Origin of the sequence: Musicola paradisiaca NCPPB 2511, assembly GCF_000400505.1 — a bacterium.
Taxonomy (GTDB): Bacteria; Pseudomonadota; Gammaproteobacteria; order Enterobacterales; family Enterobacteriaceae; genus Musicola; species Musicola paradisiaca.
The window spans coordinates 4,282,412-4,299,110 of sequence record NZ_CM001857.1; the positions used below are offsets into that span (position 1 = coordinate 4,282,412).

The 16,699-nt window shown below is 53.8% G+C and carries 14 protein-coding genes and 1 pseudogene; 3 read left to right on the forward strand and 12 right to left on the reverse strand.

Features of this window, described 5'->3' with window-relative positions:
- Positions 1 to 17: 17 nt before the first annotated feature.
- Positions 18 to 1,457 (reverse strand): aminotransferase-like domain-containing protein, encoded by a 1,440-nt coding sequence (locus DPA2511_RS19140; protein WP_015855377.1) that lies wholly within the window; start codon positions 1,455 to 1,457, stop codon positions 18 to 20.
- Between the two features lie 175 nt (positions 1,458 to 1,632).
- On the opposite strand from DPA2511_RS19140, the gene DPA2511_RS22160 reads away from it, so the two are divergent.
- Entirely contained in the window at positions 1,633 to 1,848 is a 216-nt protein-coding gene (locus DPA2511_RS22160) for a DUF1127 domain-containing protein (RefSeq protein ID WP_015855378.1), read from the forward strand.
- 64 nt (positions 1,849 to 1,912) lie between these two features.
- Here DPA2511_RS22160 and DPA2511_RS23595 read toward each other — a convergent pair.
- Positions 1,913 to 2,044: pseudogene (locus DPA2511_RS23595) on the reverse strand (GntR family transcriptional regulator); the annotation flags it as partial.
- 177 nt (positions 2,045 to 2,221) lie between these two features.
- Here DPA2511_RS23595 and DPA2511_RS23270 point away from each other — a divergent pair.
- Together DPA2511_RS23270 and DPA2511_RS23600 are read left to right on the forward strand one after the other, a co-directional pair.
- Positions 2,222 to 2,380, forward strand: coding sequence for a DUF1127 domain-containing protein (locus DPA2511_RS23270; RefSeq protein ID WP_023638516.1), 159 nt, complete (start codon positions 2,222 to 2,224; stop codon positions 2,378 to 2,380).
- A gap of 80 nt (positions 2,381 to 2,460) precedes the next feature.
- On the forward strand, positions 2,461 to 2,625 hold the full coding sequence (locus tag DPA2511_RS23600) for a hypothetical protein (RefSeq protein ID WP_153247116.1): 165 nt from the start codon (positions 2,461 to 2,463) through the stop codon (positions 2,623 to 2,625).
- On the opposite strand, the gene DPA2511_RS19160 is transcribed toward DPA2511_RS23600, so the two are convergent.
- The 10 genes from DPA2511_RS19160 to DPA2511_RS22170 all read right to left on the reverse strand — a co-directional run.
- A complete protein-coding gene (locus DPA2511_RS19160) occupies positions 2,610 to 3,695 on the reverse strand; it encodes a DUF1176 domain-containing protein (RefSeq protein WP_015855380.1) in 1,086 nt (361 codons plus the stop codon). The two genes, DPA2511_RS23600 and DPA2511_RS19160, sit on opposite strands and share 16 nt — an antisense overlap.
- A 310-nt stretch (positions 3,696 to 4,005) precedes the next feature.
- Positions 4,006 to 8,229: a DNA-directed RNA polymerase subunit beta' gene (gene rpoC, locus DPA2511_RS19165; protein ID WP_015855381.1), complete on the reverse strand. Its 4,224-nt coding sequence runs from the start codon at positions 8,227 to 8,229 to the stop codon at positions 4,006 to 4,008.
- 106 nt (positions 8,230 to 8,335) lie between these two features.
- A complete protein-coding gene (gene rpoB / locus DPA2511_RS19170; RefSeq protein WP_015855382.1) occupies positions 8,336 to 12,364 on the reverse strand; it encodes a DNA-directed RNA polymerase subunit beta in 4,029 nt (1,342 codons plus the stop codon).
- 324 nt (positions 12,365 to 12,688) lie between these two features.
- Complete coding sequence (rplL, locus tag DPA2511_RS19175) at positions 12,689 to 13,057, reverse strand: 50S ribosomal protein L7/L12 (RefSeq protein ID WP_015855383.1); 369 nt, start codon at positions 13,055 to 13,057, stop codon at positions 12,689 to 12,691.
- 66 nt (positions 13,058 to 13,123) lie between these two features.
- Positions 13,124 to 13,621, reverse strand: a complete 498-nt coding sequence (rplJ, locus tag DPA2511_RS19180) for a 50S ribosomal protein L10 (protein ID WP_012882962.1) — start codon at positions 13,619 to 13,621, stop codon at positions 13,124 to 13,126.
- A 306-nt stretch (positions 13,622 to 13,927) separates the two neighbouring features.
- The gene (rplA, locus tag DPA2511_RS19185) at positions 13,928 to 14,632 is read right to left on the reverse strand and encodes a 50S ribosomal protein L1 (RefSeq protein ID WP_015855384.1); all 705 of its coding nucleotides are present in this window, start codon (positions 14,630 to 14,632) and stop codon (positions 13,928 to 13,930) included.
- A gap of 3 nt (positions 14,633 to 14,635) precedes the next feature.
- Positions 14,636 to 15,064, reverse strand: coding sequence for a 50S ribosomal protein L11 (rplK, locus tag DPA2511_RS19190; RefSeq protein ID WP_015855385.1), 429 nt, complete (start codon positions 15,062 to 15,064; stop codon positions 14,636 to 14,638).
- Positions 15,065 to 15,210: 146 nt separating this feature from the next.
- Positions 15,211 to 15,756, reverse strand: a complete 546-nt coding sequence (gene nusG, locus DPA2511_RS19195; protein WP_015848189.1) for a transcription termination/antitermination protein NusG — start codon at positions 15,754 to 15,756, stop codon at positions 15,211 to 15,213.
- Position 15,757: 1 nt separating this feature from the next.
- Positions 15,758 to 16,141, reverse strand: a complete 384-nt coding sequence (gene secE, locus DPA2511_RS19200; protein ID WP_015855386.1) for a preprotein translocase subunit SecE — start codon at positions 16,139 to 16,141, stop codon at positions 15,758 to 15,760.
- A gap of 240 nt (positions 16,142 to 16,381) precedes the next feature.
- On the reverse strand, positions 16,382 to 16,699 hold a 318-nt coding region (locus DPA2511_RS22170), incomplete at its 5' end, for an EF-Tu C-terminal domain-related protein (protein ID WP_023638517.1).

Sequence of the window (16,699 nt, forward strand, 5' to 3'; positions counted from 1 at the left end):
GCCGGCGAGGAGCGCGGTCAGACGGGAACATTTTTCTGATACGTCAGTAACATGCCTTTGATCGCTGCGCCGATAGTCGCTATCGTTTTCTCCATGTCGTTGCTCCAGGGTTGCGAACAACTCATGCGCAGGCAGTGGCGATATTTGCCCGACGCAGAAAACAGCGAGCCTTCAGCGATGTGGATATTGGCCGTGGCTCGCAAATGTTCACGTAGCTGTACGCCGTCCATGTACTCCGGCATTTCCACCCATAGCACAAATCCCCCTTGCGGCCTGCTCACGCAAATCTCTTCCGGAAAGTAGTAACGGAGCCAACACGCGAACGTTTCCAGATTACGCTGATAAAGACTGCGCATCCGGCGCACATGCGGCTGGTAATACCCCTGACGAATAAACTCGGCGATCGCCAGTTGCGTACAGATGGCCGTGGTGCCGGTATTGGTGTATTTGGCGTGCATAACGCGATCAAAATAGCGCCCGGATACCACCCAACCGACCCTCAGCCCCGGCGCCAGTGTTTTCGAAAACGAGCTGCACAACAAAACCCGGCCATCGATATCCATCGATTTTAGGGTGGTCGGCCGCGGGTATTCGTAGGCCAATTCGCCATACACATCGTCTTCAATGATGGCGATGTCATAACGCTGTGCCAGCGTCATCAGCGCCCGTTTACGGTGCGGCGGCATAATAAAACCCAGCGGGTTATTGCAATGCGGCACCACCAGCACCGCTTTAATCGGCCACTGTTCCAGAACCAGTTCCAGTGCTTCCAGGCTAATGCCATTGGTGAAATCGGTAGGAATCTCAATGACTTTGATATCCAAACCACACAGTATTTGCAAAATACCGTGAAAAACAGGGGACTCGACGGCAACGATATCCCCTGGGTTCGCCACCGCGCGAATCGCCACCGCCAGCGCCTCCGTCGCGCCGCTGGTCACGACAATATCTTCCGCCGACAGCTGGCAACCGCTGTCCACCATTAATCGGGCGATCTGTTCGCGTAACAGCGGCGTTCCCGCCAGCTGGTCATACATGAACGAGGACGGATCCTGCCGCTGCCCCACGCGCTGCAACTGTTTCCATAATGGTTTCAGCGTGTTCTGCGTCAAATCCGGCTGGCTGCTTCCTAAAGAAATCAGATTGGGATCCTGCCGGGCCTGTACCAACTCCAGTACCGCCCCCCATTTTTTCACCTCAACCGGACGCTGTACCGGCCGCGACATCGCCGGAATGGGCGGCGACGCTTTGCGGGTACGCACAAAATAACCGGAGCGAGGATACGGCACGATCAATTGCTGCTGCTCCAGCAGGTAGTAGGCCTGTTGCACGGTACTGATGCTGACGCCATGTTCCTGGCTGAGCGCCCGTACCGACGGCAGCCGCTCCCCGCCCTGATACAGCCCTTGTTCGATACGCTGGGCTAGCAGCGTTGCCAGATGTTGATAGCGCGTCACCTGTATCCTCCATTACTTCATAAAAAACAAAAACCAGTACAGATAGTCGAACAACTTCACCATTCAGACGGTATAGCATCCATTCTGTATCAAAGAGAAATAGATTTTCTGAATCTGTATCCAAATCACGGACAGACGCATGATAAAGGCACAGCACAACCTGAGGAGATTCATCATGAGCATACTGCGTCGCACCCGCCTGATTCCCCCACCACGCAACTGGCTGTCAGCGCTATGTCAGGCGTGGTTGCGTCATCGGGCACAGTCCGCCACCCGCGAACTGTTGTGGAGCATGAGCGACGAGCGGCTAAAAGATATTGGGCTGACCCGTGGCGACATCAAACGGCTGTACACCTCAGACTACCGTGATGACACGCTCAGACACCGCTAGCCTCGGACAGCCGCTGTTCTACCTGCCGGACAGTCGTGGTGAACGACGCTTCCCATCTTGTCGTTTGTACCGTACCGATGCGGACGCCATGCCCATGGCTCAGCGTCCGCACCGACGGCAACCGTTCTCCGCTCTGATACAGCCCTGCTTCGATACGTTGAGCCAGCAGGTCGGCCAAGTGTTGATAGCGTGTCATATCGCCTCTTTTTACACACGGCTCAAGCACCCGAACAGGTACAGATTGGCTGAAAAAACGCTATTCAGATCGTCTGGTAAGCGATTCTGTATTACCAAACTCGCTATTTTCTGAGTCTGTATTATCAACGTTATTTTTTTCATCCTATTGCCATACGTGATGATGGGGGGAACAACCATGGCGCAGTGGAAAATACCGGTTTGGCCGTCGCTGCGGCGACGCTGGCGAGCATGGCGGGAACGCCGGGCGGCGCTTCGCACCTTAAACAACCTCAGCAATGATCGTCTGGAAGATATCGGGCTGACCCGACAGGATGTCGATCGGATGCGGTGGTAGTTGTCGCGGAGAACGGGAAAAAAATTGCGAGCCGTCTTGCAGTGGTAAGCAACTGTTGCCCTCCGGAACCATTTTACGGCGTGACGCTGCGCAAAGCGGCGCATCAGGGATCGTCAATGCAACCGGAGAAGATTATGGTGACAGCGCCGGCAAAGGAGCCGGCCGGAGCGGCACCCTCTCCCGCCGCTGCGCTCGCCACGTCGCCGATGCCGACAGGTATCGGCCCTTCCTATTCGGTGGGATAACCCGGCGTGGCCCACACCGACGGCCAGTCGCCCGGCTGCCCGCCATTGCATTCAGGCTGATAGTTATATGCCACCAGTTGAAACCCTTTGCCATCGAAGACCCACTGGCCGCTTTCGCCGCAATCCGCAATTCCTCGCCCCTTGGCAGAGTGATACAGCATGCCGGTTTCGGGGTCATAGTCCACTTCGGTAAACCAGCGAATCTTTTCTTCCCGGCTATCAGCGATGCGAATCGGCCGGGAGAGTTCCAGAAGCTGGGCGTTTTGCGGATTATTGCGCGGCGTAATAAACAACATACTGGAGGACTGATACGCCCCCACGCCGCAATTCAGCATCACCAGCGCCAGCTCGTTGGTCAGCGGTCTGGCTTCGCTGAGCTTATGCGCTTCCTTGCTCAGCCCGCAGCCTTCTTCTTCCAACAGCGCTTTTTTGGCGGCAGTCACGCCATTAATCAACGTGATGGCATTGGTCAATGCCGGGGGTTGGGTATAGGCCGGGCGAATCTCCTGCCCAACCGGCACTGACGGCACCAACGAGACGTCCTTCTCGCCGACCTTCAGCAGTGCGCTGAGATTATCAAGCCGCCCTTGCCGTTCATCCATCAACAACAGAGCGGCATTCAGACCATTCAACGAAATAGACTCTTCCTGATTGGTGCCACGCTCCGATAAAGTCAGATGCTTTGCGTTTTTTGCTGCCTGAAAAAACTGTTGGATAACATCCAGTTGCTCGGTATGAACATAAAAAGCGCCTTCTTCCTCATCTACCTGCCAGGCTGGCTGAGTCAGAGGGAAACGCGCACCGTCGAGAAAAAACGCCTGACGCCGATCCGCCAGATCGAAGTCCAACGAGATTTTGCCCTGAGCCCCGGCTTCACGCTTGAGTGTCACGCGCAGATAAGGATCAGAGTTTCTGATATCGCAATCATTCAGGTTATTGCAGGTTATCTGCCAGTGTCTGAACACTTTCTGTACCGGCACCGGATAACCTGAAGGGATATCGCCAGCCTGAACAATGCCGACGGATAACAGCCCAAGGCCCATGCCTGAAAGCATTGTTTTTAATCGCATTGGACGTTCCTTTTGAAATTTCTATGCTGATGTTATAGCGCAATTTCGCAGGGATCTACGCATAAAAACGCTGAAAGCGTTTTAACGTCGCTTGCGACGGCCCATTCGGGTGAGTTCCGTCCATCAGACGGAACGAATCAAAACGCTGAAAGCGTTTTAACGTCGCTTGCGACGGCCCATCGGGTGAGTTCCGTCCATCAGACGGAACGAAACAATCACCACCTCCCGAGGAGGTGGTTTAACGCTGACAATAAAAAAAACCGCACCTTATCGCTAAGGTACGGTTTTTTATTATCGGTGAAACTGACGGTTATTCGTCGTCGCTACCGCCCAGGCCCGCATTCAGCAGTTCAGCCAGATTCGCAGAAGCTTCTTCAGCACTCACCTGCGGGGCAGACTGCGGTTCGTTCGCCTGACGGCGACGCATACGATCCTGATGGTAGGCATAACCCGTACCGGCCGGGATCAGACGACCCACAATGACGTTCTCTTTCAAACCGCGCAGTTCATCGCGTTTACCCGCCACGGCAGCTTCAGTCAGCACGCGCGTGGTTTCCTGGAACGATGCCGCGGAAATGAAGGATTCCGTCGCCAGAGATGCTTTGGTGATACCCAACAGATCACGCGCATAAGTAGCCGGGATCTTGCCGTCTGTTTCCAACTGACGGTTGGCGATCTTGACGCGCGAAACTTCCACCTGCTCGCCTTCCAGGAACTCGGAGCTGCCCGAATTGACGATGGTGCCTTTACGCAGCATCTGACGAACGATAACTTCAATGTGTTTATCGTTAATCTTAACGCCCTGCAGCCGGTAAACTTCCTGCACTTCGTTCACGATGTAACGAGTTACCGCATGAACGCCACGCAAGCGCAGAATGTCGTGCGGAGATTCCGGGCCGTCGGAGATCACGTCGCCGCGCTCTACACGTTCGCCTTCAAATACGTTGAGCTGACGCCATTTCGGAATCATCTCTTCGTATGGGTCGCCATTATCCATCGGCGTAATCACCAGACGGCGTTTGCCTTTGGTTTCTTTACCGAAGGACACTACGCCGCTGATTTCAGCCAGGATCGCCGGCTCTTTCGGACGACGCGCTTCGAACAGATCCGCAACGCGCGGCAGACCACCGGTAATATCTTTCGTACCGCCGGATTCCTGCGGAATACGCGCCAGGGTATCGCCCGCGCCGATCTGAGTACCGTCTTCCAATTGAACGATGGCTTTGCCCGGCAGGAAATACTGGGCCGGCATATCGGTGCCTGGAATCAGTACATCGTTGCCGTTGGCATCGACAATCTTCAGCGCCGGACGCAATTCTTTACCACCGCCGGTACGCTCGGCGCTATCCAGCACCACGATAGAAGACAGACCGGTCAGTTCGTCGGTCTGACGGGTAATCGTCTGGCCGTCGATCATGTCGGTGAAGCGAATGTTACCGCTCACTTCGGTAATCACCGGCATGGTATGCGGATCCCAGTTCGCCACGGTTTCGCCGCCGCTGACCTGATCGCCGTCGCCTTTCGCCATCACCGCACCGTAAGGCACTTTGTAGCTTTCTTTGGTACGACCGAATTCGTCGATCAGTTTCAGCTCGGTGTTACGCGAGGTGATAACCAGCTTACCGGCGTTGTTCATCACGAATTTGGCGTTGTTCAGTTTCAGGCTACCTTTGTTTTTCACCTGAATGCTGGACTCGGCTGCCGCACGCGATGCCGCACCACCGATGTGGAAGGTACGCATGGTCAGCTGGGTACCCGGTTCACCGATGGACTGTGCCGCGATAACGCCGATGGCCTCACCTTTGTTGATGATGTGACCACGCGCCAGATCGCGACCGTAGCACTTGGCGCACACGCCGAAGTCGGTTTCACAACCTACCACGGAGCGTACTTTCACCGCGTCGACCGAGTTTTCTTCCAGCAGGTCACACCATTTCTCGTTCAGCAGCGTGTTGCGCGGAACCAGAATGTCGGCAGTACCCGGCTTCAGCACGTCTTCCGCCGTCACACGGCCCAGTACGCGCTCACGCAGCGGCTCTTTCACGTCGCCACCTTCGATGACCGGGGTCATCATGATGCCTTCGTGCGTACCGCAATCGTCTTCGGTCACGACCAGATCCTGCGCCACATCGACCAGACGACGGGTCAGATAACCGGAGTTCGCGGTTTTCAGTGCGGTATCCGCCAGACCTTTACGCGCACCGTGCGTGGAGATGAAGTACTGGAGTACGTTCAGACCTTCACGGAAGTTCGCAGTGATCGGCGTTTCGATGATGGAGCCGTCCGGCTTCGCCATCAGACCACGCATCCCCGCCAGCTGACGAATCTGAGCCGCAGAACCACGCGCACCGGAGTCAGCCATCATAAAGATGCTGTTAAAGGAAACCTGACGCTCCTCTTCACCGTTACGGTTGATCACCGTTTCGGTAGAAAGGTTTTCCATCATCGCTTTGGCCACACGCTCGTTCGCCGCAGCCCAAATATCGATGACTTTGTTATAGCGCTCGCCCGCCGTTACCAGACCAGACTGGAACTGTTCCTGAATCTCGGCCACTTCGGCTTCGGCTTCACTGATGATTTCCACTTTCTTCGCCGGGATCACCATATCGTCGATACCAACGGAAGAACCGGAACGCGCCGCGTAAGCAAAACCGGTGTACATGATCTGGTCGGCAAAAATAACCGTCGGTTTCAAACCCAGCACGCGATAACAGGTGTTCAGCATCTTGGAGATCGCTTTCTTACCCAACGCCTGGTTAACGATGGTGTAAGGCAAACCCTTCGGTACGATCATCCATAGAATGGAACGGCCTACAGTGGTATCGATCAGGCTGGTTTTCGCTTTCCATTCGCCCTGCGGGTCTTTTTCGTATTCGGTGATACGAACTTTCACACGCGCATGCAGTTCAGCCAGGCCGGCGCGGTAAATACGCTCCGCTTCTTTCGGCCCGGTCAGCACCATGCCTTCGCCTTTAGCGTTCACCTTGTCGCGAGTCATGTAGTACAGACCCAACACCACGTCCTGAGACGGAACGATGATCGGTTCGCCGTTCGCCGGGGACAGAATGTTGTTGGTGGACATCATCAGCGCGCGCGCTTCCAACTGGGCTTCCAGCGTCAGCGGTACGTGAACGGCCATCTGGTCGCCGTCGAAGTCGGCGTTATACGCCGCACACACCAACGGGTGCAACTGAATGGCTTTACCTTCGATCAACACCGGTTCAAACGCCTGAATACCCAGACGGTGCAGTGTCGGCGCACGGTTCAGCAGTACCGGGTGTTCGCGGATGACTTCATCCAGGATGTCCCATACCACGGCTTCTTCGCGTTCCACCATTTTCTTGGCGGCTTTGATGGTGGTCGCGAGGCCACGCAGTTCCAGCTTGCCGTAGATGAACGGTTTGAACAGTTCCAGCGCCATTTTCTTCGGCAGACCGCACTGATGCAGACGCAGGTACGGACCAACGGTAATCACGGAACGACCGGAGTAGTCCACGCGCTTACCCAGCAGGTTCTGACGGAAGCGACCCTGCTTACCTTTGATCATGTCGGCCAAAGATTTCAGCGGACGCTTGTTGGAGCCAGTGATCGCACGACCGCGACGACCGTTATCCAGCAAGGCGTCAACCGCTTCCTGCAGCATACGTTTTTCGTTACGAACGATGATATCCGGCGCAGCCAGATCCAGCAGACGTTTCAAACGGTTGTTACGGTTGATCACGCGACGGTACAGATCGTTCAGATCGGAAGTCGCGAAACGACCGCCGTCCAGCGGCACCAGCGGGCGCAGATCCGGCGGCAGCACCGGCAGCACAGTCAGGATCATCCATTCCGGCTTGTTGCCGGACTGCACGAACGCTTCCAACAGCTTGATGCGCTTGGTCAGCTTTTTGCGTTTGGTTTCAGAACTGGTTTCGTTCAGTTCTTCGCGCAGCTGCTCGCATTCCTGCTCCAGATCCATGTTCTTCAGCAGAGCCTGGATAGCCTCGGCGCCCATCTTGGCGTCGAATTCATCGCCGAACTCTTCCAGCGCATCCAGATACTGCTCTTCGGTCAGGATCTGACGACGTTCCAGGTTGGTCATACCGCCTTCGACCACCACATAGGATTCGAAGTACAGCACGCGCTCGATATCGCGCAGCGGCATATCCAGCAGCAGACCGATGCGGGACGGCAGCGATTTCAAAAACCAGATGTGCGCAGTCGGCGACGCCAGTTCGATGTGGCCCATGCGCTCACGACGCACTTTGGTCTGGGTGACTTCAACACCGCACTTCTCACAAATGACGCCGCGGTGTTTCAGGCGCTTGTACTTGCCGCACAAGCACTCATAGTCTTTTACCGGCCCGAAGATACGGGCGCAGAACAGACCGTCACGTTCCGGCTTGAACGTGCGGTAGTTGATGGTTTCCGGCTTTTTAACTTCACCAAAAGACCAGGAACGGATCATGTCTGGCGAAGCCAGAGCAATTTTGATCGCATCAAACTCTTCGGTTTTAGTTTGCGCTTTCAGAAACTTTAATAAGTCTTTCACGGATTGGCTCCTGTCGGAGTTAGACCTGTCAGGCACCTGAACCATGCCTTAATACACACAGTTCAGATGCCCCTGTAACGAATGCTCGCAGCGCGTTCGGGCTGAATTACTCGTCTTCCAGCTCGATGTTGATGCCCAAGGAGCGGATTTCTTTCAGCAGTACGTTGAAAGATTCCGGCATGCCCGGCTCCATCCGGTGATCGCCGTCCACGATGTTTTTGTACATCTTGGTACGACCATTCACGTCATCGGATTTCACCGTCAGCATTTCCTGCAGGGTATAGGCTGCGCCGTAAGCTTCCAGCGCCCACACTTCCATCTCACCGAAGCGCTGACCACCGAACTGCGCCTTACCACCCAACGGCTGTTGAGTAACCAGGCTGTACGAACCGGTGGAACGGGCATGCATCTTGTCGTCGACCAGGTGGTTCAACTTCAGCATGTACATGTAGCCCACAGTAACCGGACGTTCGAACTGTTCGCCGGTACGACCGTCGTACAGCCGGATCTGACCGGAAGTCGGCAGATCGCCCAGCTTCAGCAGTTCTTTGATTTCCGCTTCTTTCGCGCCATCGAACACCGGCGTGGCGATCGGCATCCCTTTTTTCAGGTTGTCGGCCAGACGCAGCACTTCTTCGTCGGAGAAGGTGTTCAGATCCACCTTCTGACGCACGCCGCTGCCCAGGTCGTAAGCACGCTGAATGAATTCACGCAGCTTGGCCACTTCCTGCTGCTGCTTGAGCATGGCGTTGATCTTGTCGCCGATGCCTTTCGCCGCCATACCCAGGTGGGTTTCCAGAATCTGACCGATGTTCATACGCGATGGAACGCCCAGCGGGTTCAGCACGATGTCGACCGGGGTACCGTTTTCGTCATAAGGCATATCTTCGATCGGGTTGATCTTGGAGATAACACCCTTGTTACCGTGACGGCCCGCCATCTTGTCACCCGGCTGAATCTGACGTTTAACCGCCAGATACACCTTGACGATCTTCAACACGCCCGGCGCCAGATCATCACCCTGGGTGATTTTGCGACGTTTGGCTTCGAGTTTTTTCTCGAATTCGTGTTTCAACTCGTCATACTGCTCAGCCAACTGTTCCAGCTGATTCTGTTTATCTTCGTCGGTCAGCCCCAGTTCCAGCCAACGCTCGCGCGGCAGCTTGCCCAGTTTCTCGGCTTCAACGCCGCCGGCGACCAGCACGTCATGGATACGCGCAAACAGGCCGGCTTCCAGAATCTGCAGCTCTTCAGTCAGGTCTTTTTTGGCCTGCTTCAACTGCATTTCTTCGATTTCCAGCGCACGTTTGTCTTTTTCCACACCATCGCGGGTAAAGACCTGCACGTCGATAACCGTACCGGAAACGCCGTTCGGCACGCGCAGAGAAGAATCTTTAACGTCAGACGCTTTTTCACCAAAGATGGCGCGCAGCAGTTTTTCTTCCGGCGTCAGCTGGGTTTCGCCTTTCGGCGTCACTTTACCGACCAGGATATCGCCGCCGGTCACTTCCGCACCGATGTAAACGATGCCGGATTCATCCAGTTTGGAGAGCGCAGCCTCACCCACGTTCGGGATATCGGCCGTAATCTCTTCAGGCCCCAGCTTGGTGTCGCGGGACACGCACGCCAATTCCTGAATGTGGATGGTGGTGAAACGATCTTCCTGCACTACACGCTCGGAAACGAGGATGGAGTCTTCGAAGTTGTAGCCGTTCCAGGGCATGAACGCGACGCGCATGTTCTGACCCAGCGCCAGCTCACCGAGATCGGTAGACGGGCCGTCGGCCAATACGTCTCCGCGCTCAACCGGCTCGCCCAGCGACACACACGGCATCTGGTTGATGCAGGTGTTCTGGTTGGAACGGGTGTATTTGGTCAGGTTGTAGATGTCGATGCCCGCTTCACCCGGATACATCTCGTCTTCATTCACCTTGATAACAATACGGGATGCGTCGACATACTGTACGGTACCGCCACGTTTAGCGACCGCGGTAACACCGGAGTCAACCGCAACAGCACGTTCCATACCGGTGCCCACCAGCGGCTTGTCGGCGCGCAGGGTCGGAACCGCCTGACGTTGCATGTTCGCACCCATCAGGGCGCGGTTGGCGTCATCGTGTTCCAGGAACGGGATCAGGGACGCCCCCACAGAGACCACCTGCTGAGTGGAAACGTCCATGTAGTCAACCTGATCGCGGCTGAACAAGCTGGACTCGCCCTTGCTACGGCAAGTCACCAGTTCGTCGATGAAGTGACCTTCGTCATCCAGGTTGGTGTTCGCCTGAGCAATAACGTAGTTGCCTTCTTCAATCGCAGACAGGTAATGAATTTCGTCAGTCACCACGCCATCGCGTACACGGCGATACGGGGTTTCCAGGAAACCGTATTCGTTGGTCTGTGCGTACACAGACAGCGAGTTGATCAGACCGATGTTCGGACCTTCCGGCGTTTCGATCGGACATACACGACCATAGTGGGTCGGGTGAACGTCTCGCACTTCGAAGCCGGCACGCTCACGGGTCAGACCGCCGGGGCCCAATGCGGAAATACGGCGTTTATGCGTAATTTCGGACAGCGGGTTGTTCTGATCCATAAACTGGGACAGCTGGCTGGAACCGAAGAACTCTTTCACCGCCGCGGAAATCGGCTTGGCGTTGATCATGTCCTGCGGCATCAGGGTGTCCAAATCGCCCAGAGACAGACGCTCTTTCACCGCACGTTCTACGCGCACCAGACCGACGCGGAACTGGTTTTCCGCCATTTCGCCCACGGAGCGGATACGACGGTTGCCCAGGTGGTCGATATCATCGACCTCGCCTTTACCGTTACGGATATCGATGAGCTTTTTCATGACATCAATGATGTCTTCTTTGCTCAGGATGCCGGATCCTTCGATCGCGTCGCGCAACAGGGAGCGGTTAAACTTCATGCGGCCAACCGCAGACAGATCGTAGCGGTCTTCGGAGAAGAACAGGTTTTCGAACAGGCTTTCCGCCGCTTCGCGTGTCGGCGGCTCGCCCGGACGCATCATGCGGTAGATTTCAACCAACGCGCTCAGACGATCATTAGTCGGATCAACACGCACCGTTTCGGACATGTATGGACCGTGATCCAGATCGTTGGTGAACAGAGTTTCGATGCGCTTGTGCCCGGCCTGGCTCAGACGAGCCAACAGATCCAGCGACAGTTCCATGTTCGCCATAGCGATAACTTCGCCAGTGCTGGTATCGACATAATCTTTGGCCAACACTTTGCCCGCGATGTATTCCACCGGCACTTCAATACGTTCGATGCCGTCTTTTTCCAACTGACGGATATGGCGCGCCGTGATGCGGCGACCTTTTTCGACGTAAACCTTGCCGTCAGCCTCAATATCAAAAGAGGCGGTTTCACCGCGCAGACGTTCGGGAACAAGCTCCATTTGCAGCTTGTTATTGTTGATTTCGTAAACAATCTTGTCGAAAAACAGCCCCAGAATGTCTTCAGTGGAGTAATTCAGTGCACGCAGAATGATAGTCGCCGGCAATTTACGACGGCGGTCGATACGCACAAACAGGTTGTCTTTCGGATCGAACTCGAAGTCCAGCCAAGAACCACGGTAAGGAATAATGCGTGCGTTATACAGCACTTTACCGGAAGAGTGGGTTTTGCCCTTGTCGCTGTCGAAGAACACGCCCGGACTACGGTGCAACTGGGAAACGATAACGCGCTCGGTACCGTTGATCACGAAGGTACCGTTGTCGGTCATGAGCGGGATTTCGCCCATGTACACTTCTTGTTCTTTGATGTCTTTTACGGTGCCTTCCGGCGCTTCGCGCTCGTAGATCACCAGACGCAGCTTAACGCGCAACGGCGCAGAAAAGGTTACGCCGCGAATTTGACATTCTTTAACGTCAAATACCGGCTCGCCCAGACGATAGCTTACGTATTGCAGTTCTGCACTGCCGCTATAGCTCTGGATGGGGAAAACAGAACGGAACGCAGCTTCCAGTCCGTACTGACCTTCCGGATCTTGCTCGATAAACTTCTGGAACGAGTCAAGCTGGATAGAAAGGAGATAAGGTATGTCCAACACTTGCGGACGCTTACCAAAATCCTTACGAATACGTTTTTTCTCGGTATAGGAGTAAACCATAGGGTTCCTCAGCTCGCTGATCAGTGACCCAATCTGTATGTCCTGATAAAGGACAGTTCATGCAACACCGTTTATGTCGATCGGAAAGTGGAACGCTTTCCGCAATACCTGTTTCTATCACTCTTAAATCATTTCATTGCGCTTTACACAGAGCAGCTGGCTCTGGTGCAGTATATTAAGTCGTCGATAGAAACAAACATTGATGGGAAACCAGTAGTCAAACAGCGTGAAATACTACTGGCGCCCTACAGCGCAAAAAGGCTGGTGACTAAAAAGTCACCAGCCATCAGCCTGATTTCTCAGACTGCAACCGGAAGGGTTGGCTTATTTAACTTCAACTTCAGCGCCAGCTTCTTCCAGAGATTTTTTCAGAGCTTCAGCGTCATCTTTGCTCACTGCTTCTTTCAGAGCAGCCGGAGCAGATTCAACCAGATCTTTCGCTTCTTTCAGGCCCAGACCCGTTGCGCCACGAACGGCTTTGATAACAGCAACTTTGTTAGCGCCAACAGCTTTCAGGATAACGTCGAATTCGGTTTTCTCTTCAGCAGCTTCAGCCGGACCAGCAGCAGCAACAGCTACAGCGGCAGCAGCAGAAACGCCGAATTTTTCTTCCATTGCAGAGATCAGCTCAACAACGTCCATTACAGACATAGCCGCTACTGCTTCAATGATTTGATCTTTAGTGATAGACATGACAATTGTTCCTAACAATCAGAAAAAGTTTATACGTTAGCAAATGCGATAACAGGAAAAGCGCGATTACGCAGCTTCTTTCTGATCGCGGACAGCAGCCAGAGTGCGGACCAGTTTGCCTGCAGAGGCTTCTTTCATGGTCGCCATCAGGCGTGCAATTGCTTCTTCGTAAGTCGGCAGCGTTGCCAGACGGTCAATTTGAGCCGCCGGAATCAACTCACCTTCAAAGGCCGCAGCTTTAACCTCGAACTTTGCATTCGCTTTAGCGAACTCTTTGAACAAACGAGCGGCAGCGCCCGGGTGTTCCATAGAGTATGCAATCAAGGTCGGACCAACAAACGTGTCTTTCAGGCATTCGAACTGAGTGCCTTCAACGACGCGACGCAGCAGGGTGTTACGAACAACACGCATGTATACGCCAGCTTCACGACCTGCTTTACGCAGTTCAGTCATTTTATCCACGGTAACGCCACGAGAATCCGCAACAACCGCAGACAGCGCACCTTTGGCTACTTCGCTGACTTCAGCAACAATCGCTTGTTTGTCTTGAAGATTTAATGCCATTAGCTTTTGCTCCTGGATTTAGCCGGAAAAATTTCCGGAACTCACTTCACCTGCAACCACATGGAAGGCAGGCGTTAAAACACGGTGAGCAGAATCCAGTAAAAGAAAATTTTCTTTAGGCTCTGTCACCGTCTACGCAGGAGAATTAAGTTTCGCTACCTTCCGGTAAGCGAAACACCTGCGGTCTTGGACGGAGGCCTGGATTAGGCCAGGCTCCAACCGAAAATCCGTATTTGTTCACTTATAGAACAATGGGCGTAGGATTATACGTACATCCCCCACCCACGTAAAGAGGAACAAAAGCTATCAGAGCGCAGCAGCGTTCAAACCGCTCTGATCAACGGCAACGCCTGCACCCATGGTGGTGGACAGGCTGACTTTCTTGATATACACGCCTTTAGCCTGAGCCGGTTTGGCTTTTTTCAGCGCAACCAGCAGAGCTTCCAGGTTTTCTTTCAGTTTGTCAGCGTCGAAATCAACCTTACCGATAGTGGTATGGATGATACCGTTCTTGTCGTTACGGTAACGCACCTGACCGGCTTTAGCGTTTTTCACAGCTTCAGCAACGTTCGGGGTTACAGTACCCACTTTCGGGTTCGGCATCAGGCCGCGCGGGCCCAGAATCTGGCCCAGTTGACCAACAACGCGCATTGCATCCGGAGAAGCAATAACTACGTCGAAGTTCATCTCGCCTTTCTTGATCTGCTCAGCCAGGTCATCCATACCTACCAGGTCAGCGCCGGCAGCTTTAGCAGCTTCAGCGTTGGCACCCTGAGTAAATACAGCAACGCGAACAGTACGGCCAGTACCGTGCGGCAGTACAGTCGCGCCACGGACGTTCTGGTCAGATTTACGTGCGTCGATGCCGAGGTTTACGGCAACGTCAACACTTTCAACAAATTTAGCAGTGGCCAGCTCTTTCAGCAGGGCAACGGCTTCGTTGATGTCATACTGTTTGGTTACATCAACTTTTTCACGGATCACGCGCATGCGCTTGGTCAGCTTAGCCATTTCTTAGTCCTCCACTACCAGGCCCATGGAACGAGCAGTACCTTCAATGGAACGCGCCATGGCTTCCACGTCAGCACCCGTCATGTCCGCCGCTTTGGTCTGGGCAATTTCCAGAACCTGAGCACGGGTCACTTTACCCACTTTGTCTTTGTTCGGCTTACCGGAACCAGACTTGATACCAGCCGCTTTTTTCAGCAGTACGGATGCCGGCGGAGTTTTGGTAACGAAGGTGAAGGAACGGTCGGAGTAAACAGTGATAACAACCGGAATCGGCAGACCTTTTTCCAGGCTTTCTGTTTTGGCGTTGAATGCCTTACAGAATTCCATGATGTTAACACCCTGCTGACCCAGAGCCGGACCAACTGGCGGACTCGGGTTAGCCATACCAGCTGCAACCTGCAACTTGACATAGGCTTGTACTTTCTTGGCCATTTAGCTTTCCTCTAATGGGTAATAACGCTTCACGAAGAAGCTCCCCGCGATCTATAAACATGTTATGCGTCTTAATGACACATAAAACAAAGGCGCCAAATTGTAGGTCAATTTCGCGCCTTAGACAAGTATTAAAATCCTTGGGATCAGCCTTTCTCAACCTGAGAGAAATCCAGTTCTACCGGAGTGGCGCGTCCAAAAATGGAAACAGAAACCTTCAAACGGCTCTTCTCATAATCCACTTCTTCAACCACGCCATTGAAGTCAGCAAACGGCCCATCATTGACCCGAACCATTTCACCCGGCTCAAACAGCGTTTTTGGACGCGGTTTATCACCCACCTGTTGCAAGCGATTCATGATTGCGTCGACTTCTTTATCGCTAATAGGCGCAGGACGATCAGACGTACCGCCAATGAAACCCATCACGCGCGGAACGCTGCGCACCAGATGCCAACTGGCGTCATCCATTACCATTTGAACCAGCACGTAACCGGGGAAGAATTTGCGCTCGCTTTTACGACGCTGACCACCACGGATTTCGACCACTTCTTCAGTAGGAACCATCACTTCACCAAAGTGATCTTCCATATTGTGAAGCTTGATATGTTCACGCAAAGACTGAGCGACTCGACCCTCAAAACCAGAAAATGCCTGAACGACGTACCAACGTTTCTTTGGAGCTTCGGACATCTTAGAACCTCAGGCCAGTAATAAAGGACACAAGACGGACCAGAATGCCATCCAGCCCCCACAGAATCAGCGACATCACCGCAGTGACCGCTGCGACAATCAGTGTTGTGTGCAGAGTTTCCTGACGGGTAGGCCATATGACTTTACGTACTTCTGTACGGGCTTCGCGCGCAAACAAAACAGTGGATTTGCCTTTACTCGTCAGCAAAGCAACGCCTCCGGCAGCGGCAATCAGAATCACTACGGCTAATGCACGCAACGGCAGACTAAAATCGCGGTAATAGTAGTTGCCAACAATCGCAATTATCAGTAAAACGGCAACGATCAGCCACTTAAGCGTTTCAAGGCCACGCCCGTTTCCTTGAGCTTCGGTATTCGCACTCATAAACCAACCTGTCACAATAATTCAGACAAAATAATTTGCCCTGTACGATGAGGGCAACCAAACCGAAAGCTGTTCTTGATAACCGGAACAATTCGGGATTTACGCCATCTCAACAGAGCCTATCTCACCAATGATTATACTGCACAATCGCTGATGAGATAGGTTCTACTATGGCAGAGCAGAAAAAGGGCATCAAATGATGCCCTTTTCCCGCGTATTGCGTCAAACTTTTATCAGCAATTAAGCGATAACTTTAGCAACCACGCCAGCGCCTACTGTACGGCCGCCTTCACGGATAGCGAAACGCAGACCGTCGTCCATCGCGATCGGCGCGATAAGGTTTACGACCATCTTGATGTTGTCGCCCGGCATCACCATTTCCACGCCTTCCGGCAGTTCGATGGTGCCTGTCACGTCAGTGGTACGGAAGTAGAACTGCGGACGGTAGCCTTTAAAGAACGGCGTATGACGGCCACCTTCATCTTTGCTCAGAATATACACTTCAGATTCGAACTGAGTGTGCGGCTTGATTGAGCCCGGTTTAGCCAGTACCTGACC

Coding starts and splice junctions, on each gene's coding strand:
- secE (WP_015855386.1), bottom strand. CDS start 16,141: ATGAGTGCGAATACCGAAGCTCAAGGAAACGGGCGTGGCCTTGAAACG.
- rplA (WP_015855384.1), bottom strand. CDS start 14,632: ATGGCTAAGCTGACCAAGCGCATGCGCGTGATCCGTGAAAAAGTTGAT.
- DPA2511_RS19160 (WP_015855380.1), bottom strand. CDS start 3,695: ATGCGATTAAAAACAATGCTTTCAGGCATGGGCCTTGGGCTGTTATCC.
- rplJ (WP_012882962.1), bottom strand. CDS start 13,621: ATGGCATTAAATCTTCAAGACAAACAAGCGATTGTTGCTGAAGTCAGC.
- rplL (WP_015855383.1), bottom strand. CDS start 13,057: ATGTCTATCACTAAAGATCAAATCATTGAAGCAGTAGCGGCTATGTCT.
- DPA2511_RS23270 (WP_023638516.1), top strand. CDS start 2,222: ATGGCGCAGTGGAAAATACCGGTTTGGCCGTCGCTGCGGCGACGCTGG.
- DPA2511_RS22160 (WP_015855378.1), top strand. CDS start 1,633: ATGAGCATACTGCGTCGCACCCGCCTGATTCCCCCACCACGCAACTGG.
- nusG (WP_015848189.1), bottom strand. CDS start 15,756: ATGTCCGAAGCTCCAAAGAAACGTTGGTACGTCGTTCAGGCATTTTCT.
- rplK (WP_015855385.1), bottom strand. CDS start 15,064: ATGGCCAAGAAAGTACAAGCCTATGTCAAGTTGCAGGTTGCAGCTGGT.
- rpoB (WP_015855382.1), bottom strand. CDS start 12,364: ATGGTTTACTCCTATACCGAGAAAAAACGTATTCGTAAGGATTTTGGT.